Genomic DNA, 22,834 nt, shown 5'->3' on the forward strand with positions numbered 1-22,834 from the left:
CTCAGGCCTCCAGCAACCGTGGCACCCACTGTTGCTGGGGGATCGGCAACTCGCAAGACTGCCCACGGCCCATGGGGAAGTAGTCAAAGCCCTTGCGCGCCAGGCGCTCGGCGTCATACAGGTTGCGCCCGTCAAAGATCACCGGCGCCTTGAGGCGCGCGTGCAGCAGGTCGAAATCCGGTGCCTTGAACTGCTGCCACTCGGTGCAGACGATCAAGGCGTCGGCGCCGCCCAGGGTCGATTCCGGGGTGCCCATCAGCATCAGGCGCGGGTCATCGCCGTAGAGCTTCTGGGTTTCCTGCATGGCCTCGGGGTCGAAGGCCCGTACGTTGGCCCCGGCGGCCCAGAGCGACTCCATCAGTACCCGGCTCGGCGCGTCGCGCATGTCGTCGGTGTTGGGCTTGAACGCCAGGCCCCACAAGGCAAACGTCTTGCCGCGCAACTCGCCCTTGTAGAACGCCCGGATACGCTCGAACAGTTTGCTTTTCTGGCGCTGGTTGATAGCTTCCACCGCTTCCAGCAGGTCGCTGGAGCAGTTGGCTTGGCGGGCACTGTGGATCAGCGCGCGCATGTCCTTGGGAAAGCACGAGCCGCCGTAGCCGCAACCAGGGTAGATAAAGTGGTAGCCGATCCGCGAATCGGCACCGATGCCCAGGCGCACCGACTCGATATCGGCCCCCAGGTGCTCGGCCAGTTCGGCGATCTGGTTGATAAAACTGATCTTGGTGGCCAGCATGCAGTTGGCGGCGTACTTGGTCAGCTCGGCGCTGCGCACGTCCATGAAGATGATGCGGTCGTGGTTGCGGTTGAACGGCGCGTACAGGTCGCGCATCACCTCGCGCACTTCCTCGCGCTCGCAGCCGATGATGATCCGGTCGGGGCGCCGGCAGTCAGCCACGGCGGAGCCTTCCTTGAGGAATTCCGGGTTGGAGACGATATCGAACACCAGGCTGCGCCCAGCCAGGGCCTTGTCGATATGGGCCCGCAGGGTGTCGCCGGTGCCCACCGGGACCGTGGACTTCTCCACCAGGATCACCGGCTCGACACGATGCCGGGCCACCGCATCACCCACCGACAGTACGTATTTCAAGTCTGCCGAGCCGTCCTCGTCCGAGGGCGTGCCGACCGCGATAAACAACACTTCGCCATGCTCGACCGCGAGTTTTTCCTGGCTGGTAAAGGTCAATCGGCCGTTTTCCAGGTTTTCCCGGACCAGGCTGGCAAGCCCCGGCTCGAAAATGCTCACATGGCCCTGTTGCAGCAGACGCACCTTGTTTTCGTCAACGTCCATGCAGATCACATCGTGACCGACCTCGGCCAATACGGTGGCCTGTACCAGGCCAACGTAACCACTACCAAATACGCTGATTTTCATGGGGCATTCCTGGGGCTTGTATTGCCGATACGACGGGAGTTGATGGTCAAAACGCCGAGGATGACCAGTGCCACCCCCAAGGTCCGTGACAGGGAAAAGGGTTCGTTGAAGCCGGGCAGGCTGGCGGCCAGCAGGTACACCAGGACGTAGCTGATACTCAGCAACGAATAGGCGCGGCCCAGGGGCAGATGCGCCAGCGCACCGAGCCAGCACAGCATCGACAGGGCGTAGGCCACGATGGCCAGGGCCACCACGCCCAAGGCCACGGGATCAACCATGGGTGCCGTGAGCAAGTCGGCGGGCAATGGCAGGCGCGTCATGCTCCAGCGCATGCCCAACTGGGCCGCGCTGACCAGCACCACGCTGGACAACGCCAGGGTGAAACCGCGCAACCGGCTCATACCTGGCCTCCCAGCAGCAGCACGCCGCCCATCACCAGGGCCACGCCGACCCAGTGGCGGCGGTCTACCGGCTCATGGAACACAAAGCGCGCCACCAGGGTGATCAGTACAAAATTCAGGCTGAGCATCGGATAGGCAATTCCCACTTCCAGGCGTTGCAGCACCAGCAGCCACACCAGCAGGCCCAGGCCCAGGCACAGCAGGGCCGACCAGAGCCAGGGCGAGCGCAGTTTCAACGCCCAGCCCGCCGGCTGGCCACGCCAGCCTTCCACGGCATACTTTTGCGCGATCTGGCCCATGCAGGTCAGCAGGCACGCGGCCAGGAGCAGCAGCAGGCTGATCAAGGCGCCACCTGCGGGAACACCAGGATCACCATGTTGCCTTGCTCGTAGCGCTGTCCATCGCTGGGCAGCAACTCGACTTCATGCACTTCACTCTCGCCCTTGACGCGCATCACCACGCCCACCGAGCCCTGTTTGCGGGCCTCGGTCATCCATTGCTGGACTTGTGTGGTGTCGACCCGGCGCGCGGCGCTGTCAGGGTAGGCCAGGCCGTATTTGACTTCGCCCAGGGTGTCGTAAAGCGTCACATCCGGGCGCTTGAGCCGCCACGCCAGGGCGGCCGCTGCGCCCAGGTCGTTGCTCAGCAAACGATTGGTACCTGCCAGTTCCTGGGCGTGATCAATAATGAATTGGTCCGGGGTCTTGTTATTCACCACCGAGTGCGGCAACGCCGCAGGCACCAGGGCCACCAGCAACCAACTGCCCAGGGCCGGCGCCGCCCACAGGCGCAGCGGGCGCGCCGCCTGTAGCAGATTGACGATAATCCAGCCCAGCAACACGATAAACACCAGCACCAGGCTCGACAGTTCCTGCTGGTGGGCATAGATCGGCTTTTTCAGCTGGAAATACACAATTGCCAGCAGGCCCAGCACCCCGAGGATCAGGTTGAGCCAGCCATTGACTTGCAACACCCGGCCACGGGCCTGCGCCAGTTTGTCGGCCAGGGTATGGCCCATCAGCAATGCCAAAGGCAGCAGGCACGGCAAGATGTAAGCCGGCAGCTTGCCCTTGCTCAGGCTGAAAAACGCCAGGGGCATCAGCAACCACAACAACAGGAAGCCAGTGGTGTGCGCACGTTTTTCCTGCCACGCCTGTTTCAGGGTGGAGGGCAACAGGGCCAGCCATGGCAGGCTGAATGCGGCCAGCAACGGCAGGTAGTACCACCAGGCTTCTTCGTGCTGGGCATCTTCACCGGCAAAGCGCTGAATGTGTTCGTGCCAGAAAAAGAAGTTCCAGTAGTCGGGCTCCTGGGCATGCACCATCAGCGCCCAGGGCAGGCTGACCACAATCGCCACAGCCACCGCCACCAGGCCGTAGGCCAGCAGCTCACGCAAGCGCTTTTGCCAGATCATGTAGGGCAGGGCGATCAATACCGGCAGCAGCCAGGCCAAAAAGCCCTTGGTCATGAAGCCCATGGCGCAGGCAAACCCCAACAGGGCCCAGGCGCCTAGGCGCGCCCGCCGGCTGTGGCTGTCGATGCACAGCCACAAGGCCACGCCGCTGAGGTTGACCCAGAAGCTGAACTGCGGGTCGAGGTTGGCGTAGCCCCCCGACATCGCCACGCTGACAAAACTCATGTACAGCACGCTGCTGACCAGGCTCTTGCGTGGATCGTTCCACAGGCGCCGGGCCATGAAGTACACCAAAAGGATGCTCAAGCCCGTGGCCAGCGCAGAGGCCACGCGTACGCCGAACAGGTTTTGCCCGAACAGGGCCTGGCCGAGGGCGATCATCCAGTAACCGGCCGCCGGTTTTTCGAAATAGCGGATGCCCATGAAGTGCGGCGACGCCCATTTGCCGGTCAGCAGCATTTCCTGGCTGATCTGCGCGTAGCGGGTTTCGTCCGGGATCCATAGGCCATGGGTGACCATCGGCAGCAGGTAACACAGGCCGAAGGCCAGTAGGAGCAGGGGCAGGGCCCAACGTCGGATCATGCCTGTTGCACTCCCAGCCAGCCTTCGCGGCCACTGAGTACGCCGCGTGTCAGATGCGCCAGGGGCAAGCTCGCCGGATCGGCCGGCAACAGGTTGCCCAAGGGCTGGAATTGGATGCCGCGCTGCCCTGCCTGGGCAAGCAACTGGCGAAATTCATTAGCCATAAGAATCCCTTCGACTTCTGCGTGGATCGTATAGACGTTGAGTGTCGATTCGGTGAACCGATCAAGAATGAAGCCGTTGAAGTCCTTGGCCGCGACCTGGGGCCCGACCACTTCGTCGAAGGTCGGCAGGTCTACCGGGATCTGCGGCGTGCCGGCGCGGCCATCGGCGAGGATCGGACGGAACAGGCCGGTGCCGCGACAATCGCTGTTGTAACGCAAGCCAAAACCTTGCTTGGCCTGCACCACTCGCTCATCGGCACGCCAGCCGGCGGCAGCGGAACATTCCACCGGGGCGCCGAGAATATCGCCCAACGTGTCGAGCCCACGGCGTACCTGCTCCACCAACTGCGCATCGCTCCAGCGCCCGGCATTGGCCTGCCAGCCATGGTGATCCCAGGCATGCAGGCCTACTTCGTGCCCGGCGGCCTTGGCCTGGCGCATCAGGTGTCCCAGGTCGCGGCCAATCGGCTTGCCCGGCCAGGCAGTGCCGGCCAGCAGGATGTCCCAGCCGTACAACCCGGCCGCGTTGGAGCGCAGCATCTTCCACAGGAACTGCGGGCGGATCAGGCGCCACAAATGCCGCCCCATATTGTCCGGACCGACACTGAAGAAAAACGTCGCCTTGATCCCGGCCTCATCCAGCAACTCCAGCAACCGTGGCACGCCATCACGGGTGCCGCGGTAGGTGTCGACGTCGATGCGCAGACCTGCCTTCATTATTTGCCTGCTTCGCTGGACTGGGCGATTTCCAGCATCGCTTCACGCAGGAAGAAGTCCAGGGTGTTGCCGATGGTCTCGCTCATCTGCACGCTCGGCTCCCAGTCCAGCAGGCGCTTGGCGTTGGCAATGCTCGGCTTGCGGTGCGCCACGTCCTGATAGCCAGTGCCATAGAACGCCTTGCTTTCGACATCACGGAACCCGGCGAATGGCGGGAAGTTACCGCGCAACGGGTGGGCCTCGAACTGACGCAGCAGTTCTTCGCCCAACTGGCGGATGCTCGCTTCGTTGTCCGGGTTGCCGATGTTGATGATCTGGCCGTTGCACGCGTCGTTATCGTTGTCGATGATCCGCGCCAGGGCCTCGATGCCGTCGGCAATGTCGGTGAAGCAGCGTTTCTGCTCGCCACCGTCAAACAGGCGGATTGGCGTGCCTTCCACCAGGTTGAGGATCAACTGGGTAATGGCCCGGGAGCTGCCGATGCGGGCCGAATCCAGGCGATCCAGGCGCGGGCCCATCCAGTTGAAGGGGCGAAACAGGGTGAAATTCAGGCCTTTGGCGCCATAGGCCCAGATCACCCGGTCCAGCAGTTGCTTGGAGACCGAGTAGATCCAGCGCTGCTTGTTGATCGGCCCCACCACCAGGTTGGAGGTGTCTTCGTCGAAATTCTGGTCCTGGCACATGCCATAGACTTCAGAGGTCGACGGGAAAATCACGCGTTTGTTGTACTTGACGCAGTAGCGCACCAGCTTGAGGTTTTCTTCAAAATCCAGCTCGAACACACGCAACGGGTTGCGGGTGTATTCGATTGGCGTGGCGATGGCCACCAGCGGCAGGACCACGTCGCATTTCTTGATGTGGTACTCGATCCACTCGGAGTGAATGCTGATATCGCCTTCCACATAATGGAAGTTGGGGTGGCTGCGCAGGCGTTCGATGGCGTCGGAGCCGATGTCCAGGCCGTAGACCTCGTAGCGATCATCGCGCAGCAGGCGCTCGGACAGGTGGTTGCCGATAAAGCCGTTGACTCCCAGGATCAGCACGCGGGTGCGCCGTGGTTTACCGCCCGACTCGGCGCCGCGCAGGATCGAGCCGTCCACCAGGCCCAGTTCATCGGCCAGGGCCGGGCCGGTCAGGTACAGGCCGTGGTCATTGCGCTGGCCAAAGTTGATGACCAGGGAGTCTTCACCGCAGGCAATGCGCAGCGGGTTGACGCTGATCACGCGCCCCGGCGCCTGGCCTTCATTGCCCTTGAGCACTTCGGCTTGCCACACGATCAGCTTGTGCTCGCCCACCGCACAGAACGCGCCGGGGTACGGTTGGGTCACGGCACGCACCAGGTTGAACAATTCTTCTGCGGGCTTGCTCCACACGAGCTTGCCGTCTGCCGGGGTGCGGCGGCCAAAGCAGGTGGCCTGGCTTTCGTCCTGGGCGGTTTCGCTCAACTTGCCCTGGGCCAGTTGCGGCAGCGCGTCACGCAGCAACTGGGTGGCGGCCTCGCGCAGCTTGGCGTGGAGTGTCAGGCCGGTGTCGCTGCGTTCGATCATGACTTTTTGCTGGGCGAGAATCGCGCCGGCATCGGCACGCTTGACCATGCGGTGCAGGGTCACGCCGGTTTCGGTTTCGCCATTGACCAGCACCCAGTTGGCCGGCGCGCGGCCACGGTACTTGGGCAGCAGCGAACCGTGCAGGTTGAATGCGCCCTGGCGCGCGGTGGCCAACAGCGCTTCGCCCAGCAGGTTGCGGTAGTAGAACGAGAAGATGAAGTCCGGGTTGAGCTTGGCCACACGCTCGACCCACAGCGGGTGGTTGGCGTCTTCCGGCGCGTGCACCGGGATGCCGTGGCGCGCGCACAGCTGGGCGACCGAGCCGTAGAAGGTGTTTTCCTTGGGATCATCGGCATGGGTGAACACGGCAGCAATCTGGTAGCCCGTGGCGAGCAGGGCTTCGATGCCTGCACAGCCAATGTCGTGGTACGCGAAGACAACAGCTTTTGAACTCATGACGAAACCTGACTGGAAGAGGAAGTGGACGATTGGGAAGAGGGCAGGCCATCAACGATGACCGCTGGCGCAGGGGCTGTCGGCTCGTTGCGCAGCACCTTTTCAATAAAGAAGCGTGGGCGGGCGCGCACATCGCTGTACATGCGCCCCAGGTATTCACCCAGCAGGCCCATGCCGATGAACTGCCCGCCAGTAAACACAAACAGCACGGCGAACAGCACGAACAGGCCATCGCCGGCCCAATCGGCACCAAAGGCCAGGCGCATGACGATCAGGGCAAAGGCAAACAGCATGCCCAGGGCCGCCAGGCTGAAACCGACGATGGACAACAGGCGCAGGGGCGTGGTGGTCATGCACGTCAGCAGGTCGAACATCAGGCTGATCAGGCGCATGGCGCTGTATTTGGATTCGCCGTGTTCGCGCTCGGCGTGGTGCACCAGGATTTCCGTGGTATGGCGCGCAAAGCCGTTGGCCAGGATCGGGATAAAGGTGCTGCGCTCACGGCAGGCGAGCATGGCGTCGACGATGGTGCGCCGGTAGGCACGCAGCATGCAGCCGTAGTCGGTCATGGCCACGCCGGTCGAGCGCTGCACGGCCAGGTTGATCAGGCGCGAAGGCCAGCGGCGAAAGGCCGAGTCCTGGCGATTGTTGCGCACGGTCGCGACCACGTCGTAACCCAGGGCGGCTTGCTCGACCAGGCGTGGAATCTCTTCGGGCGGGTTTTGCAGGTCGGCATCGAGGGTAATCACCACCTCGCCCCGACAATGTTCAAACCCGGCCATGATCGCGGCGTGCTGGCCGTAGTTGCGATTGAGGATCACTGCTACCACATGGCTGCCGGGCTCGCTTGCCGCGTCTTCCAGCAGTTGGGCGGAACTGTCGCGGCTGCCGTCGTCCACCAGGATGATTTCGTACGCATAGGCCAACTGCTCGCATGCCGCACGGGTACGGCGCAGCAGTTCGGGCAGGCTCTGTTCTTCGTTGTAGACCGGGATAACGATCGACACGCAATGAATAGGGTAGGGTTTCAAAGATTCATGACCTCGGGTTAGAGCAACTTTGAGCGTAGAGATGACAACAAACAGCGGATGAAAGTGCAGGCAGTTCAATAAAAAAGAGCCGCGTGCAGAGCCACCCTGAGTAAAGCCCATAACGGCCAAAGGTAAAGCATTATCAAGGAGTTAGTCAGCAAAACCCGGCTTGCCCCAAGTATTGCGGCCAAGATTAAGCGCAAATTTGTCCAGCGAATATGAAAGGCAGATGAAAAACTCGTTTATTTGGTGGGCAGACAGCTAGTGTTCAGCTAGACAATAAAGAACGCGGACAAACGATAACTGTTTACACGTAGTCCTAATCCGTAAGTGCTTTAGTGCGTATTCGCGCTGATTTAATCGGGTTGGCAATCCATGGCGATTGAACAATCTTCTCAGCAACACCCTGCAAGTGCCGGTAAAGTAGGCGGTCTCTTGCCAGGGTAGTCGGATGAATAGCGTGCAGTTTTTACGGGGCCAGTTAAGGCCGGTGTTGATAGTGATGTGGATGACCCTGGGGGCTGCCCAGACTGCGGGCGCTGCCGAGCAAGTGAGCCTGACGCCGCTGGCCCAGGTTCCGCCCGGGGTCGAGGTGCAGGGCAAGCAGGTGGCAGCGTATAGCTGGGATGACCGCCAGGGTCATAACCTGCTGGTACTGGCCGAGCAGGAAGCAGGCGAGCGCGATGACGACGGCACGCAATCGGCGTCGATCTATGCCGCGCAGTACCTGTTGGAAGGGGATCGCCCCAAGCGCCTGTGGATGCTGCATGACGATGTGCAGCGCTGCGAGTTCGACGCCGGCCTGCACTTCGATAACGCCGCGACCCGCGTCACCGACTTGCTGGGTGACGGTCTGAGCCAGGTGACCGTGGGCTATTCACGCACCTGCACCAGTGATGTCAGCCCCCGTGAGTTCAAGCTGATCATGCACATCGGCAAGGCGCACAAGTACGGGCTGCGTGGGGTCGACCGCTACGGCGCCAGTTGGTGGGACGAGGAGGCCGGCGCGCTGCGCGGTATGCCGCTGCCCACCGATTGCACGGTTGCCGCGCAGCAGGCCCTGGTCAGTCAATACCAGGAGCAGGGCACCGACCTGCCATTGCCAGGCTGCTACAACGACGAGCAAGACTTCGCCAAGGCGCCCGCCAAGCTGCTGGTTTTCATGCGCCAGCAGTGGTTTGCGCTGATGCAAAAACAGGACGCCGACTGGAGCCAGCAGCAGAGCCCGGCACCGGCCGAGGATGAGCCCTAGTTTGGTATGCGGCGCCGACCTGCGTTAGACTCGGCGCTCGCCAAACCAATAAATACCGAGATTAAACATAGGCTTAGTCTCGATATTTAATCTCAAGGCTGATCTATTTTGACTGAGATTTCCCGCAACCCCCTGACCCTTTATCTCGCGCGCCTGGCGCCCTCCAGCCAATTGACCATGCGCTACGTGCTGCAAGACGCCGCCGACCGCCTGGGTTTCGAAGAGATCAACCTGGAAGATATCGACTGGCATCTGTTGCAACCCGAACACGTGATGGCCCTGGTCGCCGTGTTACGTGAAGACGGGTACGCGCCCAACACCTCATCGCTGTATGTCAACGCCGTGCGCGGGGTGATGAACGAAGCCTGGCGCATCAGCCTGATCAGCCAGGAACACCTGCTGAAGATGCGCTCGGTCAAAGCCACCGCCGGCACGCGCTTGAGCCAGGGACGCAACCTGCGCCGCACCTTGATCCGCGAACTGATGGACGTCTGCGCTGCCGATCCAAGGCCCCAGGGCCTGCGGGATGCGGCAGTGATCGCAATCCTCTATGGCTCGGGGATGCGCAAGTCAGAGTCGGTCAACCTCGACCTGGCCCAGGTGAACTTTGCAGAGCGCAGCCTGCGGGTGATCGGCAAGGGCAACAAGGAACTGGTCAAGTACGCGCCAGCCTGGGCGTTTGCCAAGTTGCAGGCCTGGCTGGAATTTCGCCGCGAGCATCTAAAGGACGGGGAACAGGACGATAGCTTCCTGTTCAACCGCATCCGCCGTGGCAGCCACATCACCCGCGAACGCATTACCAAACATGCGATTTACTACATCGCCCGCCAACGCGGCGAGCAGGTGGGCGTGAAGATCATGCCCCATGATTTCCGGCGATCATTCATTACCCGGGTGATCGAGGAGCATGACTTGTCGATTGCGCAGAAACTGGCGCACCACACCAATATCCAGACCACCGCCAGCTACGACGTGCGCGACGACAACGAGCGGCGGCGGGCGATTGATCGATTTGATCTTTGATTTTTCAGACTCAGGAAGTAAGCATGACTACAAGCATTAATGATTTTTGGTGGGCGACCCTGCTTGCACTGAGCGGTTGGGGTGCGATCGCCTTTTTGATCGGGTGGCGGGTACGTTCCGGCAAGGTCTTTAAGGGCATCACGGCGGCGAAACAGAATATCTACCTGGGGTTGATTCTGGTGGTTGTTTCTATGGTCCCGCCTGGTGTTTCGTGGTTCAAGTACATGGATTTCAAAGAGCAGCGGCAAGCTGAGTCCCAAGAAACAGCGCAAATGAACCAGCGCCTGCAAGCCGATACCGACGAAAAAAGATGCGCTGCGCTCAAGGCTCAGAACCAGGAATGCGCGCAAAAAAAAGACCAGCAGAGGCAAGAGGATGATGGCGAAACGCTATACACCATCATGGCTAAAATTGTCGATATGATCGGCGTGTTTGTGGGCTTTCTCGGGGGTGCGCTGGGGGTCAATATCTTGTCTGAAGGCCTGTTTAGGAGAGACAAGACACTGCCTGAGCCCCTGGAGCCTTCGCCGATATATGTGAAGCGAACCATCACCTACGAATGCGGCAAAATACACCATGAGACCATCATGGAATATCGCCCATCCAAACCAGAGTAGGGGATAGGCACAACCCCGCAGATCAAGTGCAGGCGCTGTCGAGCCGCTATCGCAGATTTGAGCGGTGTCGCCCTCGACAAGGGCCACGGCTTATTGGCATATCAATGCCTGGCGCTCGTAGTTCAACGCCCTGTTTTGCGCGGGCAGGGCGTACGGCGCCGTACATTGCTGGTCACCCCACTTGATCGTCAGGCTGCCCTGGTCTTCTTCAACCAGCACCAAGGCATTGCCGCTGGGGTCGGCGATGGCCAATTGCTTGCCGCTGGCGTCTTCCAGGGAGGCGCCAAACGTCATGCGCTGGTGCTGTGCATCAAACAGTTCAAACAGCACGCGCCGCCCGCTTTTGCCGCTGTAGCGGGCCAATACTACCGCCCCACGGCGTGGCACCAGTTGCTGCGTGGCCTGGGTGATTTCGATGTCGCCGCCCAGGTCGCGGGTGTCGAGGCTGATCCAGTTCACTCGATAAGGTTGTGTCGAGGGGATAACTGCATAGCCGTTGCGCCCGGTTTCAACCCCGCTGTAGCTGCTGATCTTTGCCCCGCTGATGCCCGGTACCTGGGCCAGGGCGAAGGTCTCGCTGACAGTCTGCCCAAGGTTGATACCACCGGCGTGGGCCACCACCGAACCGGCAACGTTAAGGTTTTGCGAGTCGTAACCACGCCCCTGGCTGTACCCCAGGCTGATATCGGCCATGGAGGTGCGGCTGTTGATGTTGGCTGATCCCGATTGGCCGCCCGTACTGCTATGGCCGGCCTGCACCGAATAGAACACGTCGCTGGTATCGGCCACATAACCGTTGATACCGGCCTGGGTGCTGGTATCGCCTCGCTGGGTGCTGCTGGTGACGAACGCGCGCGGCGCCCGGGGCTGGCTGCCCAAGGGGAACGAAACAGACAGGTTGAACTGCGTGTCGGAGTCGGGTGCGCCCCAGCTGGCGATCTGTTTGGTGCGGGTCACGCCCAGGTTGTAGCTCAGGTCGCCCCAGTTGTTGTTGTAGCCAGCTGAAAAGCTCTGGGAGCCGCCACGGTTCCAATAGCGTTGGTCAGTGGCGTTCACGTAGAGGCTGCCGAACTCACGGTTGCGCCCCAGACTCTGGTTGATGGTCAGGTCGGTACGGGTTTTCGAGTTGCCGGTGCGCTTGACGGCCTCTTCGCTGGTGTCCTCGACGTGGTCGGTCAGGGTGCGGTAACCCTCGGTCGAGTAACGATACGCGGCGAGGGTGAAATTGGTGTCGGTGCCGGCAAAGGTCTTGGCATACAACGCACGCACACTGTTGCCCTGGGTCGTTTGCCCTTGGGCGGCGCTCGACGAGTGAGTGACGTCCATGGACACGGCGCCCAGCGATGTGTTGCGGCCCACTCCCAGGGAGAACGCCTTGTAGTCTTCACTGGCTTGCAGGCCGACAATCGCGCTCAGGTTGCTGGTGAGGCCGTAGGCGAGGGTGCTGCTGACAAATTGCGGGCTCGCCAAGCCGTCAGCATTGCTGCTGAATTTACCGGCCGACACGCTGTATTTGACCTGGCCTTCACGCACCATGATCGGCAGGCTGGAGAACGCCTGGGTGCTCACGTGACGACGGCCGTCGGCCTCGATGATGGTGATTTCCAGGTCGCCGTTCGAGCCGCTGGGGTAGATGTCGTTGATCTCGAAGGGGCCGGGCGCGACGTTGGCGGTGTACAGGATGTAGTCGTTCTGGCGGATTTCTACGGTGGCGTTGGTTTGCGCTACACCACGGATCACCGGCGCATAACCGCGCTCGCTGTCGGCGCGCATGCCTTCGTCGGACGCCAGCTTCAGGCCACGGTAGCGCACGCTGTCGAACAGGTCGGTATCGGAAAAAATCTCGCCGGCACTGAACTGCCCCTTGAGCACAGTCACGTCATGCTGCACATAGCTGCGGTTGCTGGTGAAATTGCTCGGGCGCCCGGTACCGCTGCTCAGGTTCGACTCGTTACGCAGCCGCCAGCCCCCCAGGTTGATACCATTGCGCAGCCCCAGGTTGTTGTTGATGCGCGTTTCATAGTCGCCGCCTGTGCGGCTGCTGTTGAGTTGATAGTTGATAAACGCCGCCGGCACGCCGTCGTCCCAAAGCTCTGGGTCGACATAACCGCGCATGCCCCGTTGCATCGCGACCTGCGGAATGCTCGCCGCCAGGCGCAGGCGACTGGCGTCATAGCGCAAGGTCGCCTGGTCGATCAGCGTCGGCAGGTCGTAGCAGTCCTGGGGCTGGTTGGGGTCGAGCTTGCCCTGGGCCTGCAAGAGGGGCATGTCGATGCCCAGTTGCTTGAGCAGATCCAGGGTCAGGCAGGGATCGACCCGGCCGGTCTGCGGGTTGCGTTTGAAGTCGATGTCACGCCGGCCCACCAACACCTCATTGCTGTACAGGTCGACCCGGTAGTTGCCAGGCAGCACTCTGTTGGCCGAGAGCAGTTGCTGCAGGTCGACCGACGATTGTGCACCTTGCAAAAAAGTGGTGTTGAACACTTCCAGGGACGGTTCATCGGCAACGGCCCAAGCGGGCGAACCGGCAAGAATGGCCAGTGACAGCGTGCAAGTTGTCGACGCGCGTAAAGTGCGCTCGCTTGATATGTAATGATTGGGCCTGCTGCCTAAAAGAAAAAACATGCAATCATCCCTGCTTATCGGACAGGCGAGGCACGCGAGTACGCACTCGAATCGAACCTGAAGGGTTTAAGGGAAATGCTTATTGCTTGGTGCGCGCCTCAATGGCCTTGGCTGTCAGACGCGTGGAAAGTTGTGCGGTGTATTTATCTTGTGCGCCATAGTCGTTAATACTGGAAAAAGACAACTGCACAGCATCGTGACTATTGAGTTGTTTAACGCTGAACTGTTTTTCGGCACTCGGCGCAATCATTGTCGAGTCGGCAGCCAGTTCTGTTTGTTTACCGGCCTGCAGTTGTATGTCGGCCATGGACACGTGATACAGCGTCGGGTTCTTGACCGTCAGCAGCGAGTCAGCGCTGCGCTTTTGCAATTGCCACTGCAGTTGCGCGGGCGCCGACAGCGCGCTACCTGGCAACCCCGCTGGGCGGAAAAACACCTTGATGCGCTGGCGTACCGCCAACTGCAACGTGTTGTCGGAGGCGGCGGCCTGGGGAATCTCTTGCACATTGAGCCAGACCACGGACTCACGATCCGTTGGCATCCCGGCACCCTGGTAAAGAATTCGCAGCAACTGCTGCTCCTTGGCAAATATGCGTGCCAGTGGCGGGGTTACCGCGAAGGGTGCAGCACTGGCTTGCGCATCGTTGGTGTCGACCCAGGATTGAATCAATACGTCCTGGTTACCGTTGCGCACGGTGATATTGGCCTCCTTGTGATCGCCATCGAAGACGATACGGGTGGCACTCAGTGAAATGCTCGCGGCAGCCTGGGTCGCCATAAGCAGGGTCAGCAGCCCGAGGCCTGCTGCAATGGAACGAGGCAACATGATGTCTACCGTTTGGTGGTCGAATAAATGGCGAGGCCCGAAGGCCTCGCGCGTGACAGGCGCTGCGTGTCGTTTATTCGTATTGCAGGATGAACGGCAGGGTGGCGTCACCACGACCCGCGGTGGAGGCACCGGCTGCACCGGTGGTGACGTAGGCCGCAGCAAAGCTCAAGGTTGCGTCGCCGCCTACGGCACCTTGGCCGTGCATGGCGCTTTCGATACGAGCGGTGGCCGGGGAGCTGAGGTCGATCAGCGCGCCAGTGCTGTCGAGCAGTGCGATACCGACGTTGCTTGCGCTGCCGTTACCAGGGGTCAGGGCGAGGACTTTTTTACCAGTCACCAGGCCTGAACCACCACTTTTGGCGTCAAAGATCATCGCCACTTTAGTGCCCAGGTTGCAGTTCACGCTGAGGTTGAAGTCCTTGGCGGTCACACGGCCCGAGGCCGGGTTTTCAGCAGTGCCCATGTCTTTGATGGAGACGGTGCCCATGTCGACGGAGATCACGCGATCAGCGTTGGCACCGTCAACCGAGCAAGCGTCGTTGTTGATCAAACCGGTGAAGGTGATTTTGCCGCCGCCGCCCGGGGTACCCGTACCCGGGGTAGTTTCGGCAAACGCACTGCCGCTGGCGGCAATAACTGACACAGCGATAAGGGCCAGGGAAAACTTCTTCATGATGATGTCCGTTAGTGTTGGTTGTAGAGGCGGGTTGAAACTGCCAACGAACAATAGTGAATTTGTGCCTTAGAGAGAATAAGACGATTCTTATAAAGCACTACAGCGCGAGTTAGTTAAAAATGGCACTACTTGATAAAGTGCGAACTAGTTGAAGATATTCTGCTCCAGGCAATAAGTTAATAAATCCTGATCACTGCTGACTTCAAGTTTGCGCATGGCCGAAATTTTTTGCGCACTGATAGTCTTTGAGCTTCTATTCTGGCTGCGCGCGATATCACTGACACTTTTGCCCGAAATGAATAAACGCAATATCTCGAACTCCTTCGGCGATAGCGTCGAGAAGCGTGCATCAATGGCAGTCATTGACTCGATCACCGAGGTCTTGGCCGGCTCCAGGCTGCGATACAGCGCCTGTTGCGCAATGGACTTGAGGGCGACCTGGATTTCGGTGTGCAACTGGCTTTTCTGGATTACCCCAACCACCCCCAACTCTTGCAGGCGGGTCAGGATCAGATGGTTGGAAATCATGGTCAGGATCAGAATCTGCACCTCGGGGAAGTGTCGCTTGAGGTACTCCACCAGTTTCAAGCCATCACCGTAGGGCGAATCGCCGGGCATGTTGTAATCGGTAATCACGATGTCGACAGGCTGCTGCTCAAGCAGGCCGATGAGGCCCGCCGAACAGATCGCTTCACCAACGACTTCAAAGCGCTCGTCTCGCTCGACGAGTTCTCGCACCCCCAGGAGCACGATGGGGTGATCGTCTGCAATAACCACAGTGAATGTTTTCATAAGGCGGGCCCGTAATGCTGGTTCAGTAAGTGAGGTGGTCCCACGCGCTTGCGCGCCAGGCGGTGCAATGCGCTCATAGCTGTGCCCCGAGCAAGGCTGACAGCCGAGTCATGACCTGTTTTGTCTCAAGCTCCAGCGTGGTACTGAGCCGGCCGCCGGCCAACTGGCTTTCCAGTTCGATACACGCCTGGGCCAGGTCGAGTGCCTGCACCGCCCCCAAGGCGCCGGCCACCGAATGCAAGGTTTCGGCCAGGCCCCGGCAATCACGTTGCTCGAGTGCGGCGCTGATGCGCTGCAGATCGTGCTGCACACTGCTGATAAACAGCGGGCGCATTTTGTCTGACATCTGCACCGTGTCAATTACCGCCGGCTCGGCGCGTACCGTGGGTTTGCACAGTTTGATCAACTGCGCACGCAGGGTTTGCAGGCTCAAGGGCTTGACCAGCCAGGCATTCATCCCGACCGCCAGGCAACGCTGGCCTTCCTCGCGCATGGCATTGGCGGTGACACCGATGATCGGCAGTTGCGGATCGTGCTCCCTGAGGGTGCGGGCCAGTTCATAGCCATTCATCAACGGCATATTGACGTCCGTCAGCACCAGATCGAAGGCCTGGGGTTGCCATAGGTGCATGGCCTGCTCGCCGTTGTCCGCCAGGGTTACCGTGCAGCCCAACGCTTGCAGCTGTTCCTGGATGATGGCCTGGTTCACCGGGTTGTCCTCAGCCACCAGGATGCGCAGCTGCAACTGCCCGGCACTCTGTTGTTCGGCGTGCAGCACGGCCTCCTGTTTACCCCGTTGCGCCAGTGAAACCACCGCCGCAATGGCGCGCACGTCATGCATATCCACTTCCCAGCCTTGGGCGGTGTGCAGCGGCGGGCTGTGTGCCCCCGGCACACACAACACCCGTGGCCCGGACCAGGGCCGCGGCGGGCCTGCGGGCAGCATCTCGACCAGCACCGCTCGCTCGCTTTGTTGGGCCAGGGGCAGCGCTGCCACCGAGGCCTGGATGCCCAGGCGGCTGAGCCAGTCGCACAGCGACTCGGCCAACTCGCGCACGGGCGCCAGCACCTGCACCGGTGTGGTGCTTGGTTCAATGGGCGGCAGCCCCGGCAGCTCGCCACGGCCTGTCGGCAAGCTCATCTTCAGGGTGAAGCTGCTGCCCAGGCCGGGTTCGCTGACCACCTTGATCTGGCCATCCATCATCTCGGCCAGCCAGCGGCAAATCGGCAGGCCAAGCCCGGCGCCGCCTTGGCCGGCGGTGTCCGGGGCCTGGTAGAACAAGTCGAACAGCTTGGCCTGCTGCGCCTGGCTGATGCCCACGCCGGAGTCGGTCACTTGCCACTCCAGGTCGACGCGATCGTTGCCCCGGCGCAGCGCCCTGGCACGAATCACCACGCGGCCTATGTCGGTAAACTTGATGGCGTTGCTCACCAGATTGTTGAGGATCTGGCGGATACGCATCGGGTCGCCGACCACGCAATCGGGCAACTGCGCATCGATGCAGCCGTACAGTTGCAGGCCCTTGCGCTGGGCGAAGGCTGCGTAGGTGTGCAGGGTGTCTTCGAGCATGTCCAGTGGGCAAAACTCGATGGATTCGATTGCCATCTGCCCGGATTCGATTTTCGACACATCGAGCACATCACTGATCAGTTGGAACAGCGTGGCAGACGAGCGCTGGATGGTGTGCAGGTAGGTTTTCTGGCGCGGGTCCAGGGGCGTCAACCCGAGCAGTTCCAGGGTGCCGAGCACCCCGTACAAAGGCGTGCGGATTTCATGGCTCATGGTGGCCAGGAACAGCGTCTTGGCTTCATTGGCCGCATCGGCGGCGCGCCGGGCGTCTTCCAGGGCCAGGGCGTCCTCGATGTGCCGGGTGACGTCGTTGAATGCATACAGGCGCACATCCTGGCCCTGGTAACGGGTGGAGACGAAGCCCACCTGCAAGTGCCGGCCCTCGATTTCCAGGTGGGTTTCGCCACTGTCGGCGCTGTCGTGGGAACGGCTGAGGGCCGCCACCAGCCTGGCGGTGCCAGGCCATTGCTGGGCGCGCTGGTTCTCGATCAATACCTGGCCATCCGCGCGGCCCACCACACACAGGCCGGTGGGCGCGGTGTCAATGATCACCCGGCTGAACGCCACGCTTTCGGCAATGCGCTCATGGGCTTGGCGCGCCGGGCGAATCACGTGCTTGCGGTACCAGCGGTTGCCCGCCCAGGCAATCGCCAGTACCGCACACACAAATAGCGCAAGGCTCGTCAGTGGCCACAGGGCATAGCGGAAAAAATGCTTGTAGCTGATCCCGTAGATCGCCGTCCACTGCGACTCAGTATTGTGGGTGATCTTGAACTCCAGGCCTTCAGCGCGAAAATTCAGCCCTTCGCCCAGGGACGACGCCATGGCCTGGGGGCCAGTCAACGTCTGGCCGGCCGGGGAGATCAGGGTGAACCGGTCATAGATGGACGACTCCATGGTGCGTTCCACATCGTTGACGTGCGCCATGTCCAGCAGGGTGGCAACCATCACCTGGTTATCGCCTTGACCGGCGCGCAATAGCTGAGGGTTGAGGGTCACCGCCACATACGCCAATAACTGAGGGGCCGCAGGGGGCGTGCCGGATGGGGTGTAGGCCTCCCAGTAAAGGCGCTCGTCCACTCGGTGCAACTGGCCGAGCCTTTGCCGCACGGCCTCGGCCTGCTCGGGGGACGGGCCGTTGAATGGGGTTTTGCCGCCTCGCTGGTAGCCGACCGCAGGCACTGCCATGTCGTAGTTGACCAGGCGGTTGAAGATAAAGACATGGGGCGAAGCGTAGGGCGACGATGACCAGAACGCACTGTAGTAGCTGGCCAGGTGCACGCCGAGGGCAAAGATCTTCTGCTGCTCGACGGGCGTGACCCGTTGTGCCTCGAACCGCGCGCTGAAGGGCACCGAAAACGCGAACTCGCGGCCTTCATAACGGGTGGTGTGGGCGTCCAGGCGTTGGCTCTGGAGGCTGGCCTGGACGTTCTTGTCGCTGGTCAACTCGCGTTGGATAGCCGGCTGCGCCAGGGTCCGGAGGAAGACTTCCTGTTCCTGGATGTTTTCCATCAGCCGCGCAAAATGAAAACCCACGGCAGCGTACTGTGCATCGATGATCCGCTGCAGTGCCCAGTAACTGGTGCCTGCCAGCAGCAACGCGACGCCGAGCACCACCATCAGCCCTTTGTTCAAGCGCAGTGAGCTGCGGGTGAATGCTTCGAGGATCGCGTTGTTGTGCTTCATGGAAGGTTTTCGCAGGCGGATGAAGAATCGGCGCTGGATGGAGTTTACTCCTTATACAGGTTAGACAAATCCAGGCCGCGGGCTAATGAGATGTCGCAGGGCCATCATTGTTCAACAGTTGCTGAAATTGTTCTGACGACACCGCGTGAGAGATCAGGAAGCCCTGGACCTGGGTGCAGTCGATTTTGCGCAGCAGCGCCAGTTGCTGGGGTGTTTCGACTCCTTCGGCGACGACGGTCAGCCCCAGTTTGCGGCCCAGTGCGATGATGCTGGCCAGGGCCGAAGCCATGCCCTCGTTATCATGGCAACCCTGCACCAGCGCCTGGTCGATCTTCAGTTCGGTAAACGGGGTCGAGACCAGGTTCAGGTAAGAGCTGTAGCCTTTGCCGAAATCGTCCTGGGACAGGCCAAATCCCTTGATCCGCAGGCGGCAGGCACCGGCGTAGAAGTTGCTGATGTCCTGGGGCACCGAGCATTCCATCAGCTCGAAGCAGATCATCCCCGGGATGCCCTGATGCTCCAGGACAAACGCCAGCAGGCGGTCTGCCAAGTCATGGCTGTTGAGCAGGTGGGTCGGCAAGTTGATCGATACCGGAATCTCATACCCGCGCTGGCGCCAGCGCTCCTGGGCATGGATCGCTTGCTTGAGCACCAGCCACAACAGACGCTCCTCCAGGTCGAAGGCCTTGATCGCCGGCAAAAACGCCGCGGGCAACAGTACCCCTTGTGCGGGGTGCATCCAGCGCACCAGCGCTTCGGCAGCGACGATCCGGCCGTTGGCCAGGGATTTTTTCGGTTGGAACCAGGCCTGGACTTGCCCGTTGCCCATGGCCTGGATGAGCGTATGCCGGTCAATCGCCGGGGCCGTCGCGGCCGGTGGGGAAGGGCTGCGGTCCTTGTGGTTGAGCTGGCTGACCAGGCTGCGCAGCGCATCAGCGGCGACCGGCTTGGAAATCAGCCCGATGACTTTCACATCGAGATTTTTCGCCACCAGGCTGGCCGCCATCAACATCCGCCGGGACGCGGCACTCATGATAGCCAGGGCGGGCTTGCAACGCAGGGTCGCCAGGCTCTGGATAAACTGCACACCGTCCATGCCCGGCATCAGCAGATCCGTCAGTACCAGGTCGAAATCACGCTGGCGCAGGCGCTCCAGCGCCTCGTTCCCATCCTGGGCAGCCTCCAGCAGGAAGTCACCCAATTCATTGAGCAGGTTCTGCAGGTACAGGTGCTGCAGGGGATGGTCCTCGACGATCAAAATACTATAGGGCTTCATGGGGGATCCGTGCGTAAGGCTCCAGGTAGTTGAAGAGGGCCCGCAACGCAAAGGGTTTGACCAGGCAATGGTTCATTCCGGCGGCCAGGCACAGGTCGGCCTCGCCGCGCATGGCGTTGGCAGTCGCGCCGATGATGGGCAGCGCGCAACCTTGGCTGCGCAACTGCCTGGCTAATTCGTAACCGTTGACTCTGGGCATATTCACATCCGTCAGTACCACATCGAAGTGTGAGGCCTTGCACAGCTGCAGCGCTTCATGACCATCGCAGGCCAATTCCACGGTGCACCCAAGTTCCTCAAGCTGATCGCGCAAAATCAATTGATTGATAACGTTGTCCTCGGCCACCAGCACATGCAGGTTGAGCTTGCGCAGTTCACGCTTTTGCGCCTGCTCATCGACCCGGGCGACCCACAATCCCTGGGCCTGGCTGACCGCCTGGTGAATCGCACTCAATTGGTTGAGGTTGGCGTGCCACGTACCGGTCTCGGGTTGCTGGCCATTGCCGCTGTTGCTACTGACCAGGATTACCGGCCCCGGCCAATCGGGCACCAGGGGTTGTTCGATGGCGCCGGGGTGCAGCTCCAGCAGCAGTTGGCCATCGGGGTGGGTCGGCTGGCCGGTCTGGGCCCGGGCGCCCCAGCGGCGCAGCCAGCCGCTGATCGATTGAGCGAGTTCGGGAATCGGCGAGACCACATAGACAGTCTCGGCAAGCAAGCTGCTCATGGGCGCACAGTGCGCAACTTCCAGTGGCAGGGTCAGGCTGAAACTGCTGCCCAGGCCCAGCTCGCTGACCATGCGGATATGCCCGTTCATCAATTGCGTCAGGCGCTGGCATATCGGCAGGCCAAGCCCGGTGCCGGCCACCACGTTGGTATTGCCCTCGCTTTGATAGAACGGCTCGAAAATCATCGCCTGGTCTTCCTGGGCAATGCCTTTGCCGGTGTCGGACACTTGCCACAGCACGCTGGAGCGCTCGTCATCGCGGTCAAGCAACTTGACCCGCAGAACCACGCGCCCGTAGTCGGTGAATTTCACCGCGTTGTTCAACAGGTTGTTGAGGATCTGCCGCAGGCGTGTGACATCGCCCATCAGCCGCTCGGGCAGCTTGGGATCAAAGCAGGCGTAGAGCTGCAAACCCTTGCCCCTGGCGGCCGCGGCATAGCCCTGGATGATTTCATTGACCAGGTCCAGGGGCGAGAACTCGCTCAGCTCCAACGCCAACTGCCCGGCCTCGATCTTCGACACATCCAGCACATCACAGATCAGTTGCAGCAACGTGGCCGAAGAACCCTCTATGGCATGCAGGTAGTCTTTTTGCTGGGCATCGAGCTGAGTGCGGGCCAGCAGTTCCAGGGTGCCCAGCACGCCGTACAGCGGTGTGCGGATCTCGTGGCTCATGGTCGCCAGGAACAGGGTTTTCGCGGCATTCGCCGCATCCGCTGATTGCCGCGCGTCTTCCAGGGCCGCTTCCACTTGTTTGCGCGCACTGATGTCGCTGAATGCACAAAACAGCACGTCCTCACCTCTATAGCGGGTGGGCGCGCTGCTGAGGTAAAGGTGGCGGCCGTCGAGGGTCTCGAAGTAATCCGAATGCCCGCAGGAGGTGCCATCGAAGGCCTGGCGGATCCAGCCGGCGCACAGCGCTTCACGCTCCAGGCCGGTGCCCAGCCACTGCTGGGCCAGGGTGTTTTCCAGCACCACCTGGCCGTCGGTGCGACGCAGCACGCACAACGCCACCGGCGCGGTCTGGATCACGTCGCGCCCGAAGGCCTCGCTTTCGATCAGCGCCTGGATGCCATTGATCGACGGGATGATGAAGCGTTGATTGACCCGGCGCATCACCAGCCAGATCAGGGTCACGCTGAACAGGCAGAACACCAGCGAGCCAAGCAGTTCGCGCCACAATCCGCGCACTACATCGCGCAAGTTGATCGAATACATCAGTTGCCAGTCCGACGACTTCAATTGCTTGCGAATCACCAGGTGATCCGGCACCAGGCCACCGCCGACAAAACCGAAAAAATTCTCGCCCTTGGGCTTGAGCAGGGACTGGTCCAGCCGTGGGTCGTGGCTATTGGTAAACACCAGCATGCCCTGGGAGTTGAGCATCATGAATTCGCCCGCACTCTGGTCATTGAGGGTCGTGGACACTTCATGGCTTTCCATCTCCAGGCCCAGCCAGCCGGAGTCGGGGTCGCGCTCATCCAGCAGAATGAACAGGTAGAGGTGGGAATGGCCTTCGGTCTGGTCGCTGAGCCAGAGTTCGCCGGGGTCCAACGGGTTGTGCTTCTTCAGCGCCCGCAGGCGATTGAGCATGCACTGGGAAAACGGCAGTACCTGGGGCGTGGAGTCGTAGAGCCGGGTCAGTTGCGGATCGGGGCCGGCGGTCACGTAGAGCAGGTTGACCTGCTTGGTCTTCAGGTAACTGCGCATGCGCGAGGTCAGCCAGATGCTCCACTGATGGCTTGGCGTGTTGCCCAGCAACAGGCGCTGCTCTTCGCCCACGGTCGGGTAGACCTGGGCCTTGGCCTGCGCGGATTTGCGCACCGCCGACAGGCTCAGGCTTTCAAGCAGCGCTTCACGAGTGGTGAAGAAGGTATGCGCCTCGGCAATGGCGCTGCTCATATAGCCGCGCCGCTGGGAGATGTCATTGTTGAAGGTGGAGAGCAGAAACGTATAGACACCGCTCAAGATGCCAACCAGCAACACGGTGGCGAAAAGACGAAGCAGCCTTCTGGCTGCTTCGGGTCGGGACAGGACGGGATTGATCTGCAACAGATAACTTTTAAATCGCATCGGC

Annotated in this window: 17 protein-coding genes; 3 read left to right on the top strand and 14 right to left on the bottom strand. The window is 61.1% G+C overall.

From position 1 onward, the window contains the following. Position 1: 1 nt before the first annotated feature. From HBO12_RS02990 to arnC, 7 genes are read right to left on the bottom strand one after another with little or no spacing between them, the layout of a single operon-like run. Positions 2 to 1,375: a UDP-glucose dehydrogenase family protein gene (locus HBO12_RS02990; protein ID WP_169951734.1), complete on the bottom strand. Its 1,374-nt coding sequence runs from the start codon at positions 1,373 to 1,375 to the stop codon at positions 2 to 4. Beyond that, positions 1,372 to 1,776, bottom strand: coding sequence for a 4-amino-4-deoxy-L-arabinose-phosphoundecaprenol flippase subunit ArnF (gene arnF / locus HBO12_RS02995; RefSeq protein WP_170041387.1), 405 nt, complete (start codon positions 1,774 to 1,776; stop codon positions 1,372 to 1,374). The genes HBO12_RS02990 and arnF overlap by 4 nt, the downstream gene beginning before the upstream one ends. Further along, positions 1,773 to 2,120: a 4-amino-4-deoxy-L-arabinose-phosphoundecaprenol flippase subunit ArnE gene (arnE, locus tag HBO12_RS03000; protein WP_170041388.1), complete on the bottom strand. Its 348-nt coding sequence runs from the start codon at positions 2,118 to 2,120 to the stop codon at positions 1,773 to 1,775. Before arnE ends, arnF begins: the two co-directional genes overlap by 4 nt. Then, positions 2,117 to 3,772: a lipid IV(A) 4-amino-4-deoxy-L-arabinosyltransferase gene (gene arnT / locus HBO12_RS03005; RefSeq protein ID WP_170041389.1), complete on the bottom strand. Its 1,656-nt coding sequence runs from the start codon at positions 3,770 to 3,772 to the stop codon at positions 2,117 to 2,119. The genes arnE and arnT overlap by 4 nt, the downstream gene beginning before the upstream one ends. After that, the gene (gene arnD / locus HBO12_RS03010; RefSeq protein WP_170041619.1) at positions 3,769 to 4,656 is read right to left on the bottom strand and encodes a 4-deoxy-4-formamido-L-arabinose-phosphoundecaprenol deformylase; all 888 of its coding nucleotides are present in this window, start codon (positions 4,654 to 4,656) and stop codon (positions 3,769 to 3,771) included. Before arnD ends, arnT begins: the two co-directional genes overlap by 4 nt. After that, on the bottom strand, positions 4,653 to 6,656 hold the full coding sequence (gene arnA, locus HBO12_RS03015; protein WP_169951727.1) for a bifunctional UDP-4-amino-4-deoxy-L-arabinose formyltransferase/UDP-glucuronic acid oxidase ArnA: 2,004 nt from the start codon (positions 6,654 to 6,656) through the stop codon (positions 4,653 to 4,655). The genes arnD and arnA overlap by 4 nt, the downstream gene beginning before the upstream one ends. Further along, the gene (gene arnC / locus HBO12_RS03020) at positions 6,653 to 7,687 is read right to left on the bottom strand and encodes an undecaprenyl-phosphate 4-deoxy-4-formamido-L-arabinose transferase (RefSeq protein WP_170041390.1); all 1,035 of its coding nucleotides are present in this window, start codon (positions 7,685 to 7,687) and stop codon (positions 6,653 to 6,655) included. The genes arnA and arnC overlap by 4 nt, the downstream gene beginning before the upstream one ends. A gap of 451 nt (positions 7,688 to 8,138) precedes the next feature. Here arnC and HBO12_RS03025 point away from each other — a divergent pair, with 451 nt between their 5' ends. The 3 genes from HBO12_RS03025 to HBO12_RS03035 all read left to right on the top strand — a co-directional run bounded on the left by HBO12_RS03025 (position 8,139) and on the right by HBO12_RS03035 (position 10,579). Continuing rightward, entirely contained in the window at positions 8,139 to 8,939 is an 801-nt protein-coding gene (locus HBO12_RS03025; protein ID WP_170041391.1) for a M949_RS01915 family surface polysaccharide biosynthesis protein, read from the top strand. 108 nt (positions 8,940 to 9,047) lie between these two features. Continuing rightward, complete coding sequence (locus HBO12_RS03030; RefSeq protein ID WP_169951721.1) at positions 9,048 to 9,962, top strand: site-specific integrase; 915 nt, start codon at positions 9,048 to 9,050, stop codon at positions 9,960 to 9,962. Positions 9,963 to 9,985: 23 nt separating this feature from the next. Continuing rightward, positions 9,986 to 10,579, top strand: coding sequence for a hypothetical protein (locus HBO12_RS03035; RefSeq protein WP_170041392.1), 594 nt, complete (start codon positions 9,986 to 9,988; stop codon positions 10,577 to 10,579). 90 nt (positions 10,580 to 10,669) lie between these two features. Here HBO12_RS03035 and HBO12_RS03040 read toward each other — a convergent pair whose 3' ends face one another. From HBO12_RS03040 to HBO12_RS03070, 7 genes are all read right to left on the bottom strand, one after another. After that, positions 10,670 to 13,204 carry a fimbria/pilus outer membrane usher protein gene (locus HBO12_RS03040; protein ID WP_170041393.1) on the bottom strand — a complete coding sequence of 845 codons (2,535 nt, stop codon included), beginning with the start codon at positions 13,202 to 13,204 and terminating at the stop codon, positions 10,670 to 10,672. Positions 13,205 to 13,283: 79 nt separating this feature from the next. Next, positions 13,284 to 14,030, bottom strand: coding sequence for a fimbrial biogenesis chaperone (locus tag HBO12_RS03045; RefSeq protein WP_170041394.1), 747 nt, complete (start codon positions 14,028 to 14,030; stop codon positions 13,284 to 13,286). A gap of 73 nt (positions 14,031 to 14,103) precedes the next feature. Further along, the gene (locus HBO12_RS03050; RefSeq protein ID WP_169951714.1) at positions 14,104 to 14,706 is read right to left on the bottom strand and encodes a fimbrial protein; all 603 of its coding nucleotides are present in this window, start codon (positions 14,704 to 14,706) and stop codon (positions 14,104 to 14,106) included. Between the two features lie 147 nt (positions 14,707 to 14,853). Then, positions 14,854 to 15,501: a response regulator gene (locus tag HBO12_RS03055; protein WP_170041395.1), complete on the bottom strand. Its 648-nt coding sequence runs from the start codon at positions 15,499 to 15,501 to the stop codon at positions 14,854 to 14,856. A 73-nt stretch (positions 15,502 to 15,574) separates the two neighbouring features. Continuing rightward, the gene (locus HBO12_RS03060) at positions 15,575 to 18,757 is read right to left on the bottom strand and encodes a hybrid sensor histidine kinase/response regulator (protein WP_170041396.1); all 3,183 of its coding nucleotides are present in this window, start codon (positions 18,755 to 18,757) and stop codon (positions 15,575 to 15,577) included. 82 nt (positions 18,758 to 18,839) lie between these two features. Further along, the gene (gene pvrR, locus HBO12_RS03065) at positions 18,840 to 20,033 is read right to left on the bottom strand and encodes a response regulator cyclic di-GMP phosphodiesterase PvrR (RefSeq protein ID WP_169951708.1); all 1,194 of its coding nucleotides are present in this window, start codon (positions 20,031 to 20,033) and stop codon (positions 18,840 to 18,842) included. After that, complete coding sequence (locus tag HBO12_RS03070) at positions 20,020 to 22,830, bottom strand: ATP-binding protein (protein WP_170041397.1); 2,811 nt, start codon at positions 22,828 to 22,830, stop codon at positions 20,020 to 20,022. Before HBO12_RS03070 ends, pvrR begins: the two co-directional genes overlap by 14 nt. Positions 22,831 to 22,834 lie beyond the last annotated feature (4 nt).

It is taken from the genome of Pseudomonas sp. WS 5059, from assembly GCF_012985525.1.
Taxonomy (GTDB): domain Bacteria; phylum Pseudomonadota; class Gammaproteobacteria; order Pseudomonadales; family Pseudomonadaceae; genus Aquipseudomonas.

Excerpts from the sequence above, each read along its gene's own strand:
- HBO12_RS03035 (WP_170041392.1), top strand. The coding sequence starts at position 9,986 with ATGACTACAAGCATTAATGATTTTTGGTGGGCGACCCTGCTTGCACTG.
- arnF (WP_170041387.1), bottom strand. The coding sequence starts at position 1,776 with ATGAGCCGGTTGCGCGGTTTCACCCTGGCGTTGTCCAGCGTGGTGCTG.
- HBO12_RS03040 (WP_170041393.1), bottom strand. The coding sequence starts at position 13,204 with ATGTTTTTTCTTTTAGGCAGCAGGCCCAATCATTACATATCAAGCGAG.
- HBO12_RS03070 (WP_170041397.1), bottom strand. The coding sequence starts at position 22,830 with ATGCGATTTAAAAGTTATCTGTTGCAGATCAATCCCGTCCTGTCCCGA.
- arnT (WP_170041389.1), bottom strand. The coding sequence starts at position 3,772 with ATGATCCGACGTTGGGCCCTGCCCCTGCTCCTACTGGCCTTCGGCCTG.
- HBO12_RS03025 (WP_170041391.1), top strand. The coding sequence starts at position 8,139 with ATGAATAGCGTGCAGTTTTTACGGGGCCAGTTAAGGCCGGTGTTGATA.
- HBO12_RS03050 (WP_169951714.1), bottom strand. The coding sequence starts at position 14,706 with ATGAAGAAGTTTTCCCTGGCCCTTATCGCTGTGTCAGTTATTGCCGCC.
- HBO12_RS03055 (WP_170041395.1), bottom strand. The coding sequence starts at position 15,501 with ATGAAAACATTCACTGTGGTTATTGCAGACGATCACCCCATCGTGCTC.
- HBO12_RS03060 (WP_170041396.1), bottom strand. The coding sequence starts at position 18,757 with ATGAAGCACAACAACGCGATCCTCGAAGCATTCACCCGCAGCTCACTG.
- arnA (WP_169951727.1), bottom strand. The coding sequence starts at position 6,656 with ATGAGTTCAAAAGCTGTTGTCTTCGCGTACCACGACATTGGCTGTGCA.
- HBO12_RS02990 (WP_169951734.1), bottom strand. The coding sequence starts at position 1,375 with ATGAAAATCAGCGTATTTGGTAGTGGTTACGTTGGCCTGGTACAGGCC.
- pvrR (WP_169951708.1), bottom strand. The coding sequence starts at position 20,033 with ATGAAGCCCTATAGTATTTTGATCGTCGAGGACCATCCCCTGCAGCAC.
- HBO12_RS03045 (WP_170041394.1), bottom strand. The coding sequence starts at position 14,030 with ATGTTGCCTCGTTCCATTGCAGCAGGCCTCGGGCTGCTGACCCTGCTT.